The 13,714-nt window shown below is 46.2% G+C and carries 21 protein-coding genes; 19 read left to right on the forward strand and 2 right to left on the reverse strand.

Features of this window, described 5'->3' with window-relative positions; all coding sequences use genetic code 11:
• Positions 1-15: 15 nt before the first annotated feature.
• Both LWH95_RS10860 and xre read right to left on the reverse strand, forming a co-directional pair.
• The gene (locus LWH95_RS10860) at positions 16-612 is read right to left on the reverse strand and encodes an ImmA/IrrE family metallo-endopeptidase (RefSeq protein ID WP_133487800.1); all 597 of its coding nucleotides are present in this window, start codon (positions 610-612) and stop codon (positions 16-18) included.
• Between the two features lie 161 nt (positions 613-773).
• Positions 774-1,115 (reverse strand): HTH-type transcriptional regulator Xre, encoded by a 342-nt coding sequence (gene xre / locus LWH95_RS10865; protein ID WP_019258136.1) that lies wholly within the window; start codon positions 1,113-1,115, stop codon positions 774-776.
• Positions 1,116-1,292: 177 nt separating this feature from the next.
• Here xre and LWH95_RS10870 point away from each other — a divergent pair, with 177 nt between their 5' ends.
• From LWH95_RS10870 to LWH95_RS10960, 19 genes are all read left to right on the forward strand, one after another.
• Complete coding sequence (locus LWH95_RS10870) at positions 1,293-1,472, forward strand: hypothetical protein (RefSeq protein ID WP_019258137.1); 180 nt, start codon at positions 1,293-1,295, stop codon at positions 1,470-1,472.
• On the forward strand, positions 1,459-2,295 hold the full coding sequence (locus tag LWH95_RS10875; protein ID WP_232919559.1) for a phage portal protein: 837 nt from the start codon (positions 1,459-1,461) through the stop codon (positions 2,293-2,295). The genes LWH95_RS10870 and LWH95_RS10875 overlap by 14 nt, the downstream gene beginning before the upstream one ends.
• Complete coding sequence (locus LWH95_RS10880) at positions 2,195-2,995, forward strand: ATP-binding protein (protein WP_080010778.1); 801 nt, start codon at positions 2,195-2,197, stop codon at positions 2,993-2,995. The genes LWH95_RS10875 and LWH95_RS10880 overlap by 101 nt, the downstream gene beginning before the upstream one ends.
• Complete coding sequence (locus LWH95_RS10885; protein WP_019258140.1) at positions 2,995-3,162, forward strand: hypothetical protein; 168 nt, start codon at positions 2,995-2,997, stop codon at positions 3,160-3,162. Before LWH95_RS10880 ends, LWH95_RS10885 begins: the two co-directional genes overlap by 1 nt.
• A gap of 84 nt (positions 3,163-3,246) precedes the next feature.
• Positions 3,247-3,603 carry a hypothetical protein gene (locus LWH95_RS10890; RefSeq protein ID WP_019258141.1) on the forward strand — a complete coding sequence of 119 codons (357 nt, stop codon included), beginning with the start codon at positions 3,247-3,249 and terminating at the stop codon, positions 3,601-3,603.
• Positions 3,590-3,796: a phage-like element PBSX protein XtrA gene (gene xtrA, locus LWH95_RS10895; RefSeq protein WP_003239129.1), complete on the forward strand. Its 207-nt coding sequence runs from the start codon at positions 3,590-3,592 to the stop codon at positions 3,794-3,796. The genes LWH95_RS10890 and xtrA overlap by 14 nt, the downstream gene beginning before the upstream one ends.
• A 114-nt stretch (positions 3,797-3,910) precedes the next feature.
• Positions 3,911-4,420 (forward strand): sigma-70 family RNA polymerase sigma factor, encoded by a 510-nt coding sequence (locus LWH95_RS10900; RefSeq protein ID WP_232919561.1) that lies wholly within the window; start codon positions 3,911-3,913, stop codon positions 4,418-4,420.
• A gap of 117 nt (positions 4,421-4,537) precedes the next feature.
• Entirely contained in the window at positions 4,538-5,335 is a 798-nt protein-coding gene (xtmA, locus tag LWH95_RS10905) for a phage terminase small subunit (RefSeq protein WP_232919563.1), read from the forward strand.
• Entirely contained in the window at positions 5,332-6,633 is a 1,302-nt protein-coding gene (locus LWH95_RS10910; RefSeq protein ID WP_232919564.1) for a PBSX family phage terminase large subunit, read from the forward strand. The genes xtmA and LWH95_RS10910 overlap by 4 nt, the downstream gene beginning before the upstream one ends.
• Before the next feature lie 3 nt (positions 6,634-6,636).
• Complete coding sequence (locus LWH95_RS10915) at positions 6,637-8,124, forward strand: phage portal protein (RefSeq protein WP_029316818.1); 1,488 nt, start codon at positions 6,637-6,639, stop codon at positions 8,122-8,124.
• Between the two features lie 19 nt (positions 8,125-8,143).
• Positions 8,144-8,971 (forward strand): XkdF-like putative serine protease domain-containing protein, encoded by an 828-nt coding sequence (locus tag LWH95_RS10920; protein WP_232919565.1) that lies wholly within the window; start codon positions 8,144-8,146, stop codon positions 8,969-8,971.
• 25 nt (positions 8,972-8,996) lie between these two features.
• A complete protein-coding gene (locus tag LWH95_RS10925; RefSeq protein WP_060398437.1) occupies positions 8,997-9,932 on the forward strand; it encodes a phage major capsid protein in 936 nt (311 codons plus the stop codon).
• Positions 9,933-9,953: 21 nt separating this feature from the next.
• Complete coding sequence (yqbG, locus tag LWH95_RS10930) at positions 9,954-10,337, forward strand: protein YqbG (RefSeq protein WP_232919567.1); 384 nt, start codon at positions 9,954-9,956, stop codon at positions 10,335-10,337.
• Positions 10,334-10,690: a YqbH/XkdH family protein gene (locus LWH95_RS10935; RefSeq protein ID WP_232919569.1), complete on the forward strand. Its 357-nt coding sequence runs from the start codon at positions 10,334-10,336 to the stop codon at positions 10,688-10,690. Before yqbG ends, LWH95_RS10935 begins: the two co-directional genes overlap by 4 nt.
• Positions 10,687-11,172, forward strand: a complete 486-nt coding sequence (locus LWH95_RS10940) for an HK97 gp10 family phage protein (RefSeq protein WP_003239120.1) — start codon at positions 10,687-10,689, stop codon at positions 11,170-11,172. Before LWH95_RS10935 ends, LWH95_RS10940 begins: the two co-directional genes overlap by 4 nt.
• 13 nt (positions 11,173-11,185) lie before the next feature.
• Positions 11,186-11,626: a phage tail terminator family protein gene (locus LWH95_RS10945; protein WP_148981509.1), complete on the forward strand. Its 441-nt coding sequence runs from the start codon at positions 11,186-11,188 to the stop codon at positions 11,624-11,626.
• A 3-nt stretch (positions 11,627-11,629) separates the two neighbouring features.
• Positions 11,630-11,848: a hypothetical protein gene (locus LWH95_RS10950; protein WP_084995110.1), complete on the forward strand. Its 219-nt coding sequence runs from the start codon at positions 11,630-11,632 to the stop codon at positions 11,846-11,848.
• Entirely contained in the window at positions 11,845-13,245 is a 1,401-nt protein-coding gene (locus tag LWH95_RS10955; RefSeq protein WP_232919571.1) for a phage tail sheath family protein, read from the forward strand. Before LWH95_RS10950 ends, LWH95_RS10955 begins: the two co-directional genes overlap by 4 nt.
• 1 nt (position 13,246) lies before the next feature.
• A complete protein-coding gene (locus tag LWH95_RS10960) occupies positions 13,247-13,690 on the forward strand; it encodes a phage tail tube protein (RefSeq protein WP_003239114.1) in 444 nt (147 codons plus the stop codon).
• The last annotated feature ends 24 nt before the right edge of the window (positions 13,691-13,714 follow it).

Here is a 13,714-nt window from a genome sequence, read left to right on the forward strand (position 1 = left end):
CAGCCCCGTTTTTGATCAGCTGTATTTGCCGATTTGATATAACGCTTTTTCTTCAGCGACCTGCAAGTGCTGCTGATCGCCTTCCTCGTACGCATTTGGCCGCTTATGTGATAATAAGTAAGCGAGCCGCTTCTGAAATTGAATACCTGCTTTACGCCGTTCAAACATTTCAAGCCTTTTTTCAGCAAATTCCTTTGTTACCCGGAATACCGTCGCGATTGTGGCAAGCGCCTGGCTTCTCCATTGCGGCAGTTCCATCTGCAACAGCATAAAGGTTGGCACACAGAAGTGGTACATAAATTGATTCGCTTGAAATTCCTGCAGTTCCCTGAAGAGCTTGTTCATCTGAAAATGATTTCCTGCATGCTTTAACACGTGGCACAGTTCATGGCCAAAATCTTCCCATTGCTCTTCCCGTGATTTTCTTTGGTTCAATACGATACTGTACATGCCGTCGTATTTGACCATCATGCTCCCCATATCCTCAAAATGAACCCAAATATCCAGGTCCTGTGCGATTTTCAGCATGTCAATGTGATGGGGAGAGGTGATGCCCAGCCGGCTGTATAAATTTTTAACGTATTCCTCCAGATGTGATAAGTAATCGCCCAATTGAATACTCCCTTTCGAACGTATGTTCTGTTTTTGGTAAGAAAGAAAAGCCCGTATAGGACTGGAAAGTGTGTTGAAATCTTTCCCTTTTCTTTAAAAAATAAACACTTTTTTCTTTATATCGGTCTATTTTTTATATGTTTTAGAGAACAGAGAAATGTTTATTTATTTTTCGGTTTGCGGTTCTTCTCTTTTTCTTTTAAATAGTTGATAAATTCGATGGCCTGCTGTTTGCTTTCAGGGGAAAAATCCTGCATATCACGGTATGCAAGCTGCAAGTCCGGATCTGAGAACATATCATCCTCGGATGTTTTGTCTTTCCCTGTTAATAAGTAATCAGTCGTTACTTGAAAGTAATCAGCCAGCTTTTGGAGTGTGTCGTAATCAGGTTCGCTTCGCCCGTTTTCATAGTGGGAATATCGTGCCCGTGACACACCGATGTGAGATGCGATTTCTTCCTGTGTCCTTTTCCCTCTGAGACTCTTCAATCTGCTGCCTATCATACTATGACCTCTCTTTTTTAAACTCCCTAAGTTACTTATGATTATAGATACAATATGTATCAAAATAAAGTTATGATAAAAAAAGTATCAAAAATAACTTGATGATACAGATTGTATCGTTTATACTTGGTAACAGTTGATACGTAATGTATCAAAAAAGATCAGGAGAGTGATCACATGTATCCGATCCAAATTGTTTTTAGTAAAAATCCCATAGATCAGCGCCATCTCGGACAATCCGGCGGCACCATCTCGTTTACGGCATGCGGCCTTCCGGTGTTCCACTTTGAAACGCAAGAACAGTTTCAAACATACATGAAGTTAAAAGGAGAAGCGGCATACAATGAAAATCGATAAAAGCTATCCTTTTCCAACGTATTCAGGGCTATTGAATTCAGAACATTATGACAAAATCGGTCCGGCGCTATGGCTGTTTCTCTGGTTCATCAGCTCTACAACAAAAGAAATTGAAAAAGACGGAGTAAACTGGGGAATCGTGCTCGGCCATAAGCCATTAAAAGCGAGAGAAATGGCGGCTGTATTCGGTGTGAGTGAAAAAACCGTCAGAAGATGGCTGGAGCTTCTCGAAACTCATGAGTACATAAAGGCTGTCCGTGCGCCATACGGACTGATGATTTCAGTAAAGCATTCCAAAAAATTCAGCTTCAGATCGGACAAAACTGCACACCAGAGCATAAAGGAACGGCCATTTTCGCCGCAGTCACAGGACACAGACGTCCGTTCAGATAAAGATAAAACAAACACATATACTGCTGCTGATGATGCAGTGGATCACATTGCGAAGCGTTTTACACAATTACGGTCGGCTCAAGAAGGACGCACCGTGTATCCTTCCTCAAGAGATTATCAAGCCATCGCCCGTATTGTCGCCATCGGCGTTCCTGTAACGCAAACAATCAAATGGCTTGAGGAATGCTTTCAAGCCTTTGAAAACCGCCGAACCGCCGCTTCAGAAACAATCAAGGCCTTTCGCTACTGCTCGAAATTCATTGAAGACCGATTTTTCGCGCAGCAGGCCAAAAAGAATGTCGCAATTCAACATGAGAGGATGAAAAAACATGACAAAACGAACAATCGAGCAAATTTTGGACGAGCTGAGAAAAGGGAGACGGCCATTACTGGCGGACAAACCGGCCGAATCAGACGCAAGCCGGTATGATTGCCCGCGATGCAAGGATCAGGGAGGCTATCTCATCTGCCAGAACGGCCTGGAAGTCTGGACGATGTGCAGCTGCATGGCAGAACGGAAAGTGAAGCGGCTGCTCGGTGCTAGTGAGATTACCCCTGCCTTCAGACAGCTGGGCTTCAAAGAATTCTGCATTGAGGGAAAACCGCAGGCCATAAAAGATGCGTTTGAATGCGCAAAAGAGTATGTGGCGGATTATGAACAAATCAAGGACGCCCGGAAAAACAGCATCGGCCTTTTAGGACAGCCCGGATCGGGGAAAACGCACCTTTTGACCGCTGCTGCCAATGAATTGATGAGAACACGCCATGTGCCGGTCATTTATTTTCCATTCGTGGAAGGCTTTACCGATCTTAAAAATGACTTTGATCTTTTGGAAGCGAAGCTGAACCGGATGAAGCAGGCAGATGTGCTGTTCATAGATGACCTGTTTAAACCGGTTAATGGCAAACCCCGTGCCACAGATTGGCAATTAGAGCAAATGTATTCGGTACTCAATTACCGCTACTTAAATCATAAACCGATTTTGCTTTCGAGCGAGCTGACGATTGAAACACTTGTACGGGTCGATGAAGCGCTCGGCACGAGAATCTACGAAATGTGCAGCGATTATTTAGTGATTATCAAAGGAGCAGCCTACGAGCTGAACCATAGATTGGAGGGCGTCAGATAATGTGCAAGCTTTGTCAGACGAAGAAAGTCATTGTGGAACATACCGGGATTGGAGCTGTTTTTCATCCATGTCCGAACTGCCGATCCGGCACTGACTTAACGCCGGTCATTCAAAAGCTGGAGCAAATGTTGACAGCGGGAAAAGCGAGGCTGAATGTCCGTGATTAAACAGCTGACAGCTCTAATTGCTTTGCTGTTTCGGGCAAAGCGAACAGAAAAAAACATTGAACAATGGTATAAGGATGACGGGAAGTGAAAGTAATGGCAAAAAAACAAGCAAAGAAAAGCCCTGCGCCGTGGCATGCTGTCCCGTGCGGGGATACGAAGCCGATCTATATTTATTCAGCATACAGTGAAGAAGAAAAAGAAAGATTCCCATATTCAAACGGCCGGCTGATCGCCGCTGTATTCGACCTCAGCTCTTATTCGCAAAAAAGCAATGCCGCTTTGATGGCGGCTGCGCCTGAACTGCTGGAAGCGTCTAAAGCAGCTCTTGATTTTCTGAAAGGGAATTCTGTTCATTCTAAGGAGCGCATCATTCAGGGATTAGAAAAGGCCAAAAAAAGCGCTGAATCAGAAAGGGAGGAAAAGAAACATGATCAGTCCTAAAAAACTGCTACATATCAATTCCATCACGCTGGAAAGCCAGCTGGAGGACGGAAAAATCCGCGTGATTATTGTGGATGGCATCAAGCAGGAAGCATGGATCACAGAAGCGCCGGAGCACGGAAAAACGCTCGTCGAAACGAGAAAGGGAGACCTTGCCCGCGTGGAATTTGAGATCGGCTACAAATTAAATTAAAGCGAAAACAGAATACGTCCAAGACGGAAAGCCTGCGGACACTGATCAACTGCACAGCATTTGTGCGTTGATTGGTGTCCGTTTTTTATTGCCAAAAATGAGGAGGATCATAGAATGCAAGACTTACTATTTGAATATAAACGCACACTAAAACAAACAAGAACACAATATAAACCGCTCGCTAAAGCAGATGAATCCATGCTCTCAGCTGAAGAGATGAAGGATAAAAAAATCATCAGAAATATCATCACGGATCTTGAATATGTAACAGAATGGCTTGAAAAAGGAAGACAACCCGGCATCAGACGGGCGATTGACCGGCGTGATGCCTACCAACGGCTGATGATCAAGGATCCGAGAATTATCGAATCATTTTCCAGCACGATGATGGTCGAGCCTGACGGAAAGGTATCAGAAGAAGACAGAGAGAGAATCCGAGAAGCGTTAGCCTTGTTAACAGACAGAGAAAAAGAAATGTTTTTATTGCATAAGGTAGAATGCTTTTCTTATGAACGAATCGCTGATCTTCTCGGCGTGAAAAAATCGACTGTGCAAACAACTATCAAACGGGCAATCGTAAAAATGCAAAGACAGCAGGAGGAAATGAATCGATCGCTCGCCTGAAAGCTTGTCATACGTTTGCCACCTATAAGTGAATAGAGCATGACACATAAGCGGCTGGCAAGATCAGCCGCTTTTATGAATAGACATCCATGCTGGAGGTGGCGGTGATGCCGTAGCATGAAAACTCAACAGCGCGAACAAGCATTAGCAATCTATCAACAACATCAGGGAAACATCACAAATCGGGCGATTGCGGATATAATCGGCGTTTCTGCGAAAACAATCGGCATCTGGAAAAAACAAGACAAATGGAAACAGACCTTGTTTTCTGAAACCAGAAACGAACAAAAACAGCGCCGGATAGACAATGATGAATTAAATGAACGCCAGCGGCTGTTTTGCCTGTATTATGTCAAAAGCTTCAATGCCACACAGTCAGCAATCAAAGCGGGTTATTCTCCGGACAGCGCCCATGTGACGGGCAGCCGGCTGTTAAAGAATGAAAAGGTCGCTGCTGAAATCAGACGCATTAAAAAAGAAATGGTCAATGAAATGTTTATTGAAGCGATGGATGTGCTGCAGGTTTATATCAAGATCGCGTTTGCGGATATTACGGACTATGTGACCTTCGGAAAAAAAGAGGTCCAGGCTGTCGGGAAATCGGGGCCGCTGTTTGATGAAGATGATAATCCGATTATGAAGGAAATCAGCTTTGTCGATGTCAAAGATTCCGGGCTCGTTGACGGAACCATTGTGACGGAAGCGAAGCTCGGCAAAGAAGGCATCGCCATCAAGCTGGCCGATAAAATGAAGGCGCTCGAGAAGCTGTCCTTATATTTCGATTTGTTTCCGGATCAATTTAAACAAAAAATTGAAAACGAGAAATTAAAGCTTGCCAAACAAAAAGCAGAGAAAACAGATGACAGCCAGGAGCCGATTGAAATCATGATCAAACGAAAAGAGGACAAGCCATGATTGTAAAAGAAATCAACCCTCATTTCGAAGATTACGTATTCAATTGGGAGCAGACGTACCAGTTTCTCGTCGGCGGCTACGGCTCATCCAAAAGCTATCATACCGCATTGAAAATCGTGTTAAAGCTGCTGAAGGAAAAACGGACGGCTCTTGTCATCCGCGAGGTGTTCGATACCCATCGGGATTCGACCTTCGCCTTGTTTCAAGAGGTGATTGAAGAGCTCGGCCTCACAAAGGCTGTGGCATCCCTTTCTTCCCCGCTACAGCTGCGTTTTCAAAATGGCAGCCGGATCATGTTCAAAGGAATGGATAATCCGGCAAAATTAAAATCGGTTCATAACATTTCATTAATATGGATTGAAGAATGCTCAGAGGTGAAGTATGAAGGCTTTAAGGAATTAATCGGCCGTCTTCGCCACCCCGAGCTGAAGCTTCATATGATCTGCACCACCAATCCCGTCGGCACCTCCAATTGGACGTACCGGCATTTTTTTCGGGATGAACGCAATAAACGGTTTGTGCTTGATGACAGCGAGCTGTACGAAAAGCGGACGATTGTCAAGGGAGATACGTATTATCATCATTCCACAGCAAACGACAATCTCTTTCTCCCGAGAAGCTATGTGAAACAACTTGACGGACTCAAGGCGTATGATCCTGACCTGTACCGGATTGCCCGCAAAGGCCGATTCGGCGTCAACGGGATCAGGGTCCTGCCGCAGTTTGAGGTGCTTCCGCATGACCAAGTAAAAGAACGTATCGCAGCCATCAGCAAGCCGATTTTTCGCACAGGCATGGATTTTGGGTTCGAGGAATCCTATAATGCCGTCGTCCGGCTCGCTGTCGATCCTGAGAAAAAATACCTCTACATTTATTGGGAGTATTATCAAAACAAAATGACAGATGACAGGACGGCTGAGGAGCTCCGTGAGTTTATCAATACACAGGAATTGATCAAAGCCGACTCGGCTGAGCCGAAAAGCATTCAATATTTCCGCCAGCAGGGCTTTCGGATGGTCGGAGCCAGAAAGTTTCCCGGCTCCAGGCTTCAATATACCAAAAAGGTGAAACGATTCAAAAAGATCTTCTGTTCGGACCGCTGTGAAAATGTCATCTATGAGCTCAAGTCGCTAACGTATGCTAAAGATAAAAACGGCGCGCTGATAGAGGATGAATTCACGATTGATCCGCATACGCTTTCTGCCATTTGGTATGCGCTTGATGATTATGAGGTTGCTGATATGAAAGAGACAGCAAACAAACGTATCCGGCCGAACCGGGAAAGGAGGAGGTCATAAATGATGCACAATCAAACAGTCAGAGCCACTGTGTTCAAAGCCAATTCCGCCGCTCCTCAGACAAAGCAAATATATGAAGATGACTTTTCTGAGCTGTACGGAGAGGATATTATCGCACCGCCCTACAATATCATCGAGCTCAAAACCATTGCTGAATACTCGACCATTCTTCAGCAATGCATAGATGCGTACAGAGTTAATATTACAGGTTTTGGCTTTGATGTTGAGTATACGTTTGATGTTAACGCCACTGACGTTGATCAGGCGAAAAAGAAAAGGGCGGAAAAAGACTGGGCCAGACTTGAAGCCTTTTATAAATGTCTTCATTTTGACGAATCAGCCGAAATGATTTTAGGCTATGCCATCGAAGATAGAGAAAAAACAGGCAACGGCTTTATGGAAGTGCTTCGGGACGGGATGGGAAAACCGGCTGGCATCGAATATTTAGATGTGAAAAATATGCGTGTATGCGGAGCCGGCGAGCCTGTTGAAGTATCTTTTATGTATGAAGAAAACGGAAAAGTGAAGAGAATCAAAAGGCAAAAACGTTTCCGAAAATATGTGCAGATGATCAATGGAAAAAAAGTATTTTTTAAAGAATACGGTGATCCGAGAAAAATGGACATGCGCACGGGTGAATATGTGAGCACATTGGCAGAGAAATATCAAGCGAATGAAGCCATTCACCTCAAAATCGGAAGCGGCGTATACGGCGTGCCTCGCTGGGTAGGGAATATCGTCAATCTATACGGAGCGCGAAAAGCGGAAGAACTCAATTTTATGTATTTTAAGCAGGGCCGTCACGTCCCCGCTGCGATTACAGTTGAAAACGGGATGCTGTCGGAAGCTTCTTATCGGGAGCTGCAAGAGTACATGAATGATCTTGAAGGCGTGGAAAACGCCCATAAATTTCTCCTGATTGAAGCGGAAGGAATCGCAAAAGAGAAGGATCTTCATGGGGGCGAGGATATTACGCCGGTTTCCGTGGAAATCAAGTCCTTGGCGGAAATTCTCCAGAACGACGCCTTGTTTCTTGAGTACGATGAAAAAAGCAGAAATAAGCTGCGCTCGGCGTTCCGCCTTCCGCCTCTGTATACAGGCGAGGCGCAGGAATACAACCGGGCGACAGCTGATACCGCTAGAAAAATTACGGAGGAGCAGGTCTTTCAGCCGGAGCGAAAAACGCTCGTGAATAAACTGAACACGCTGCTTTTGCCGGAGCTGAATATCCATGACGTCAGGCTGACATTAAAAGGACCGGACTTTCGTGATCCGCTTGAGATTGCGAAAGTGCTCGGTCCTTTTATTACAGCCGGAGCGGTCTCGCCGAATGATTTACGCGACCTTGCGGGGAGGGTGCTTGGCAAAACGCTGGAGGAGTGGCCTGAGGAAATCTATAAACGGCCTGCAGGACAGGATGCGGAAAAGGCAAACCTGACTGCGCTCATGCAGGAGCTGAAAGAAAGCATCGAAGCGATCAAAACGTCCTGAAGGGAGGTGAATCAAGCAGGTGGCGCGGGAATTAAGAAATGCCAAAATCAGCTTTGTCAGTTATGTAGACAAGGCGGCTAATCAGACAGAATTTTTCTTTACGAAGTCAGACGGACCTCCGTCATTTGAAAAAAAGGTTCGGCTGTTTACAAAAAGTGAGCAGGATGAACAAAAGCTCGTGTACGGAATCGTGTATGAGCCTGATGTTCCTGATGCCCACGGCGATTATATGACCGCTGAGGAAATTGAAAAAGCGGCGCACGGCTTTCTCGCGGAGGCACGGGAGATTGATATCAATCACAGCTTTGAGGGCGGAACCGGCGTCGTGGTCGAGTCATATGTGGCGCCCGATGATTTTATGATCGGGTTAAAACGGATTACAAAGGGGTCGTGGGTGCTCGTGACAAGAGCGTCTGACGAGGTGTGGGAACAGATCAAGGCTGGAATCATCACCGGCTACAGCATGGCGGGCACTGCTGATGTGTATGAAGAAGAACCGGTTGAAAAAGCGGGATTCTTCAGTGTATTCAAGCAGATGCTGACTGACAAAACAGGGAAGGAGACTGAAGAAATGAGAAAAGAAGACATGAAAGAATCATTCGAGCATGCGCTTTACCCTCTGCTCAAACGGCTTGAGCGGATTGAAAAAAACACAGACACGGAGGAAAAGCCGGAGCAGACGGGTGATGACGAGCGTCTGAAAAAGCTCGTTGAGGACATGCTTGCCCCGCTGATCGAACGAATCGAAGCTTTGGAAAAAGCGCGAGGCACGTCTAAGCAGACAGCGGACGATGCGGGCAACAATACAGAGCAAGTCAAAAAATCAATCTGGAGCGGACTGCTGTAAAACCAGTCAAAGAGGAGGAAATCAATTGAGAAATCAAGAGATCATTCGGAAAGCGGAAATGTCGCTTTCTGCTTTAAAAAGCGGCGGACTTATGAACCCTGCGCAAGCATCGGCTTTTATCCGCATGGTGCAAAACACGCCGACCATTTTCAGTGAATCCCGCGTGATTCAAATGGAAAACGACTCGCAAAAATTTGAGAAAATCGGCTTCGGCCAGCGTATTCTGCGGGCTGCACAAGAAGGAAAAGCACTGTCAAACGACGAGCTGACAGTTCCAACGACAAGCACTGTCCAGCTGAACACGAAGGAAGTCATTGCGGAAATCAACATTACGTATGACACACTCGAAAACAATATTGAAAAAGACGGCCTTCAGCAGACGATCATGCAGATTTTAGCAGAGCGTGCAGCCGTTGATATTGAGGAGCTGATTGTAAACGGTGATACAGCATCAGATGATCCGTATCTGGCGCAGCTGGACGGCATCCGCAAACAAGCGGTGTCCCACATCGTTGACATGAACGGTGAAGAACTGTCCAGAGCGACATTCAAGAAAGGCTTAAAGGCTGTTCCGCCGAAATATTTGCGCATCCCTCAGGAATTCAGATTCTATACGTCGCACGGCTTAGAAGTTGAATGGAAGGACCGCGTGGCAGACCGCCAGACAAACCTTGGGGACCAGGCTGTTCAGGGCGGCTTGTCAACAGCATTCGGCGTACCGGTCAAAGGGGTATCCAATATTCAGCCGTACACAGTCGGAGAGGGAGACGCGCAATATGACGCTTCCGATATCATTCTCACCCATCCGAAAAATATCATTCTCGGCTTCTCCCGCAATATCCGAATTGAAGTCGACAAAGACATTCGCTCACGTAAATTCATTATTGTCTTAACGGCCAAGCTGGACAGCAAGTTCGAGGAAGAGGATGCCTGCGCTAAATTAATTAACGTAAAAGAATAATAGAAACGGGGTGGTCAGCTCATGCTCATTGAACCGACTGACGTAGCCTCCTATTCGGTCTATGATCGAGTAAAAAACAGACCGGAAGAACTGCTGGCGCAGGATATCATCGAGGCGGAAGCGGAAGCGGCTCTCATCACGGGCCACCGCTTTGAAGACAGCGTTTATGACCCGCTGCCCGACAAGGCGAGATTGGCTTTGCTGAAGTTAGCCCAGTATTTTGCGCTTGTGAACAGCGATGAATCAGCCTCATCAAGCTATCAGTCTGAAAAAATGGGGGATTATTCCTACACGGTTTCCGGAGAAGGCGGCATTCAGCGGCCAGTGGTGTATCATTTGCTCGAAGAGTTTATTACGCCGGGCTACGTCCCTGAGTCCTCCAGACTGAAGGTGAGGTCCTTATGAGCTATCAGCGGATGCTCATCCACCGAAGCGACATTTATCATGAAGCAGCTCAAGCGCCGTCTGCAGGCCGATTTGGGATTCCGGTGGACAAGCTGCAGCCGGTGACTTCATATCCGGATACACCCGATGAACAAGATGTCCCTTGCTATTTTACTGAAAAAACGCAGCAGCTGATCCAGGAGGAGCCTGATCAAACTGTATATCACAGCTTTCTCGTCCATTTTCCGTTGTCAGCGGACATCCGCGTGAACGATAAAATCATTTGGGAGAATCATAAATATATACTAAAGCTGCCGAAAAGGATCAGACATCATCATTGGGAAGTCATCGCGGTCAGGGATGAAAGCCTATGAAAATAGCGGGGCTGAAACAGCTAAACACGTCATTAAAAAAGGCGGCATCAGGCGGATTTTCGCGTCAGGCGTCCCAGTGGCTTGAAGAGTGCGGGCAAGATTTTCTGGAGATCGTCCAATCTGAACTCATCAGCACACAAACGATTGATACAGAAAAACTGCTCAGTTCCTTTGAGAAAGGCGCAGAGGACAATCTCTGGATTGTGCAAAGCGGCGGGCTTTCGCTTGTGGTGGGTACACAGCTTGATCACGCCTCTTTTCTTAATGACGGCCATTGGACTTCAAAAGAAGACGTGAGGTGGGTGCCAGGGCATTTCCAAGGCTCGCGGTTTATTTATGATCCCGCGGCTTCAACGGGAATGGCGCTCAAGAGAAAATGGATCCCGGGCACGAGCTACTGGGATCATGCACTTCTTTTATATGAACAGCTGTTTGAAAAATCGCTGGAAAACAAATTGCGCCAGTGGCTGAAGAAGCTATAAAGGAGGGAACAGGATGAACAGCGAAATAGGATCGATCATGGCATTTTTGTACAGCCGGTGGTCTGTTCCCATTTATGAACGTGAGCTGCCTGATCAGTTTCAGGTGCCGTCGTTATACGTCCCATCGCCATCTGTTTTCGAGGAAACAGATACGGTCTCCACATTTAAAAAAACCTACAGTCTCAATGTGAAGCTGTTTCATCTTGACTCCGTTCAGGCGCTTGATGAAGCGGACAGGCTAGCGGATGCCATCAGAGAAGTGAGAAGTATGATTCCGCTGCTGAGTGAATCAGGTGAGAAGACGGGGGATTTGGTCCGCATCACCCGAATTGAGACAAGGGTAGGAGACAGGGGCGAGGCGGTCATGGTGATCAGGTGGAGCAGCCGGTATTATTATCACAAAACAGAACAGCCTGTCTTACAGGATATCGACATGAACAGCGGGGTGAAATAAGCGGTGGCAAAGGACAAACAACAGAAGAAGGCTGTACATACAGAGAGCCGGGAAACTCTTTTTGATACAGCGGATTTGATTAAGCACGCGAAGGAGCTGTTCGGCGTTAAGCCGGATATCCTTCAGGGGGCTTTATTTGGCGTGGATCAAACACGTATGACGAAATCAGAAGCCAATCAATTGATTCAAACATTTCTAACCAAGGAGGTCATGTCATCATGAATGGCGGAACATTTACAACAGGAAAAGAAAAAGAACGTGCAGGCATTTATTTTAACTTTAAAACGACAGCGCAGGAGCGGGTGTCACTCGGAGAACGGGGAACAGTCGCATTGCCGGTCGCATCAAGCTGGGGGGAAGCGAAAACGTTTGTCTCCATTTCCAGCGTTGAGGATTTAAATAAAAAAGTGGGCCTCAGCATTGATGATCCATCATTATTGCTTTTGCGTGAAGCAAAGAAAAATGCGAAAACGGTATTAATGTACCGTCTAACCGAAGGTGTCCGTGCGTCTGCTAATATTGCTGAAGGTGTCAAAGCGACTGCTGTATATGGCGGATCAAAAGGAAATGACATTATCATCCGCATTAACCCCAATGTGCTGGATGCTGCTTCTTTCGATGTGACAACGTATATGGATGAGTCAGAGGTTGATAAACAGACCGTCAAAAAAGCTGAAGAATTAACAGCTAACGGCTATGTCACCTTTACCGGAACAGGCGATCTTTCTTCGACGATTCCGCTCACTGGATCAGAAGGAGAGACTGCAGCTAAATCTCTGAATGCATCTGCAGGAATCCGTTTATCCGGCGGTACGGATAAAGCCCCTGTCAACTCCGACTATACAGATTTCTTAGCCGCAGCTGAAACGGAGAATTTTGATGTGATTGCGCTGCCTGTTGCGGAAGGTGATCAGCTGAAGGCGACATTTGCTGCTTTCATTAAGCGTCTGCGCGACGGCCAAGGACAAAAAGTGCAAGGGGTCACAGCGAATTATGCCGGTGACTATGAAGGCATCATCAACGTAACAGAAGGTGTGCTGCTCGAAGATGGCACGGAAGTTACGCCGGACAAAGCAACGGCTTGGGTAGCTGGAGCGAGCGCAGGAGCAACCTTTAACCAATCACTGACGTTCGTTGAGTACGAAGGCGCTGTTGATGTGTTACACCGCCTTGACCACGATACGATTGTTGAACGTCTGGGCAAAGGCGAATTTTTATTCACATTCGACGCCCGCGATAAATCCGTCAGCGTAGAAAAAGACATTAACTCACTCGTCACGTTTACAGCCGAGAAAAACAAAAAATTTGCGAAAAACAAAATCGTCCGTGTCCTGGACGCCGTAAATAATGATTTAACACGCGAGCTGAAAGCCTTAATTAAATCAAGAAAAGGCAGCGGAAGCGATATTCCGGCGTCTGAAGACGGACTTCAGTATGTGAAAACGATGATCACGCAATACATGACAACTCTTCAGGATGCTGGCGGCATCACTGGCTTTGATTCTGATGAAGATATCACCATTTCAATGAATGAAGACCGTGACGGCTTCTTGATTGACCTGGCTGTACAGCCTGTCGACGCAGCAGAAAAATTCTACTTTAATGTGGAGGTAAACTAATATGGCATTAAAAGCTCAAAACACAATTTCAGGTAAAGAAGGCCGCTTATTTCTTGATGGCGAAGAAATGGCGCACATCAAAACATTTGAAGCAAACGTCGAGAAAAACAAGTCTGAAGTAAACATTATGGGCCGCCGCATGACAGGCCATAAAACAACAGGGGCAAACGGAACTGGAACAGCAACGTTTTATAAAGTCACATCAAAATTCGTGATCCTGATGATGGACTATGTCAAAAAAGGCAGCGACCCATACTTCACACTCCAAGCTGTTCTGGATGATCAATCCTCCGGCCGAGGCACAGAGCGAGTCACGCTGTACGACGTCAACTTTGACTCTGCCAAAATCGCAAGCCTTGATGTCGATTCAGAAGCGTTAGAGGAAGAAGTTCCATTTACATTCGAAGACTTCGACGTGCCTGAAAAGCTATCTGACACGTTTTAATCAAAGCTGAACAAGCCATACGCA

The organism is Bacillus sp. G16 (assembly GCF_021282335.1).
GTDB lineage: Bacteria > Bacillota > Bacilli > Bacillales > Bacillaceae > Bacillus > Bacillus inaquosorum.

What these genes read in the sequence shown, in the direction of transcription:
- xtmA (WP_232919563.1), top strand. Translation starts at nt 4,538, where the DNA reads ATGAAAACTCAACAGCGCGAACAAGCATTAGCAATCTATCAACAACAT.
- LWH95_RS10935 (WP_232919569.1), top strand. Translation starts at nt 10,334, where the DNA reads ATGAGCTATCAGCGGATGCTCATCCACCGAAGCGACATTTATCATGAA.
- LWH95_RS10875 (WP_232919559.1), top strand. Translation starts at nt 1,459, where the DNA reads ATGAAAATCGATAAAAGCTATCCTTTTCCAACGTATTCAGGGCTATTG.
- yqbG (WP_232919567.1), top strand. Translation starts at nt 9,954, where the DNA reads ATGCTCATTGAACCGACTGACGTAGCCTCCTATTCGGTCTATGATCGA.
- LWH95_RS10880 (WP_080010778.1), top strand. Translation starts at nt 2,195, where the DNA reads ATGACAAAACGAACAATCGAGCAAATTTTGGACGAGCTGAGAAAAGGG.
- LWH95_RS10960 (WP_003239114.1), top strand. Translation starts at nt 13,247, where the DNA reads ATGGCATTAAAAGCTCAAAACACAATTTCAGGTAAAGAAGGCCGCTTA.
- LWH95_RS10945 (WP_148981509.1), top strand. Translation starts at nt 11,186, where the DNA reads ATGAACAGCGAAATAGGATCGATCATGGCATTTTTGTACAGCCGGTGG.
- LWH95_RS10870 (WP_019258137.1), top strand. Translation starts at nt 1,293, where the DNA reads ATGTATCCGATCCAAATTGTTTTTAGTAAAAATCCCATAGATCAGCGC.
- LWH95_RS10910 (WP_232919564.1), top strand. Translation starts at nt 5,332, where the DNA reads ATGATTGTAAAAGAAATCAACCCTCATTTCGAAGATTACGTATTCAAT.
- LWH95_RS10940 (WP_003239120.1), top strand. Translation starts at nt 10,687, where the DNA reads ATGAAAATAGCGGGGCTGAAACAGCTAAACACGTCATTAAAAAAGGCG.
- LWH95_RS10885 (WP_019258140.1), top strand. Translation starts at nt 2,995, where the DNA reads ATGTGCAAGCTTTGTCAGACGAAGAAAGTCATTGTGGAACATACCGGG.
- xre (WP_019258136.1), bottom strand. Translation starts at nt 1,115, where the DNA reads ATGATAGGCAGCAGATTGAAGAGTCTCAGAGGGAAAAGGACACAGGAA.
- LWH95_RS10900 (WP_232919561.1), top strand. Translation starts at nt 3,911, where the DNA reads ATGCAAGACTTACTATTTGAATATAAACGCACACTAAAACAAACAAGA.
- LWH95_RS10915 (WP_029316818.1), top strand. Translation starts at nt 6,637, where the DNA reads ATGCACAATCAAACAGTCAGAGCCACTGTGTTCAAAGCCAATTCCGCC.
- LWH95_RS10955 (WP_232919571.1), top strand. Translation starts at nt 11,845, where the DNA reads ATGAATGGCGGAACATTTACAACAGGAAAAGAAAAAGAACGTGCAGGC.
- xtrA (WP_003239129.1), top strand. Translation starts at nt 3,590, where the DNA reads ATGATCAGTCCTAAAAAACTGCTACATATCAATTCCATCACGCTGGAA.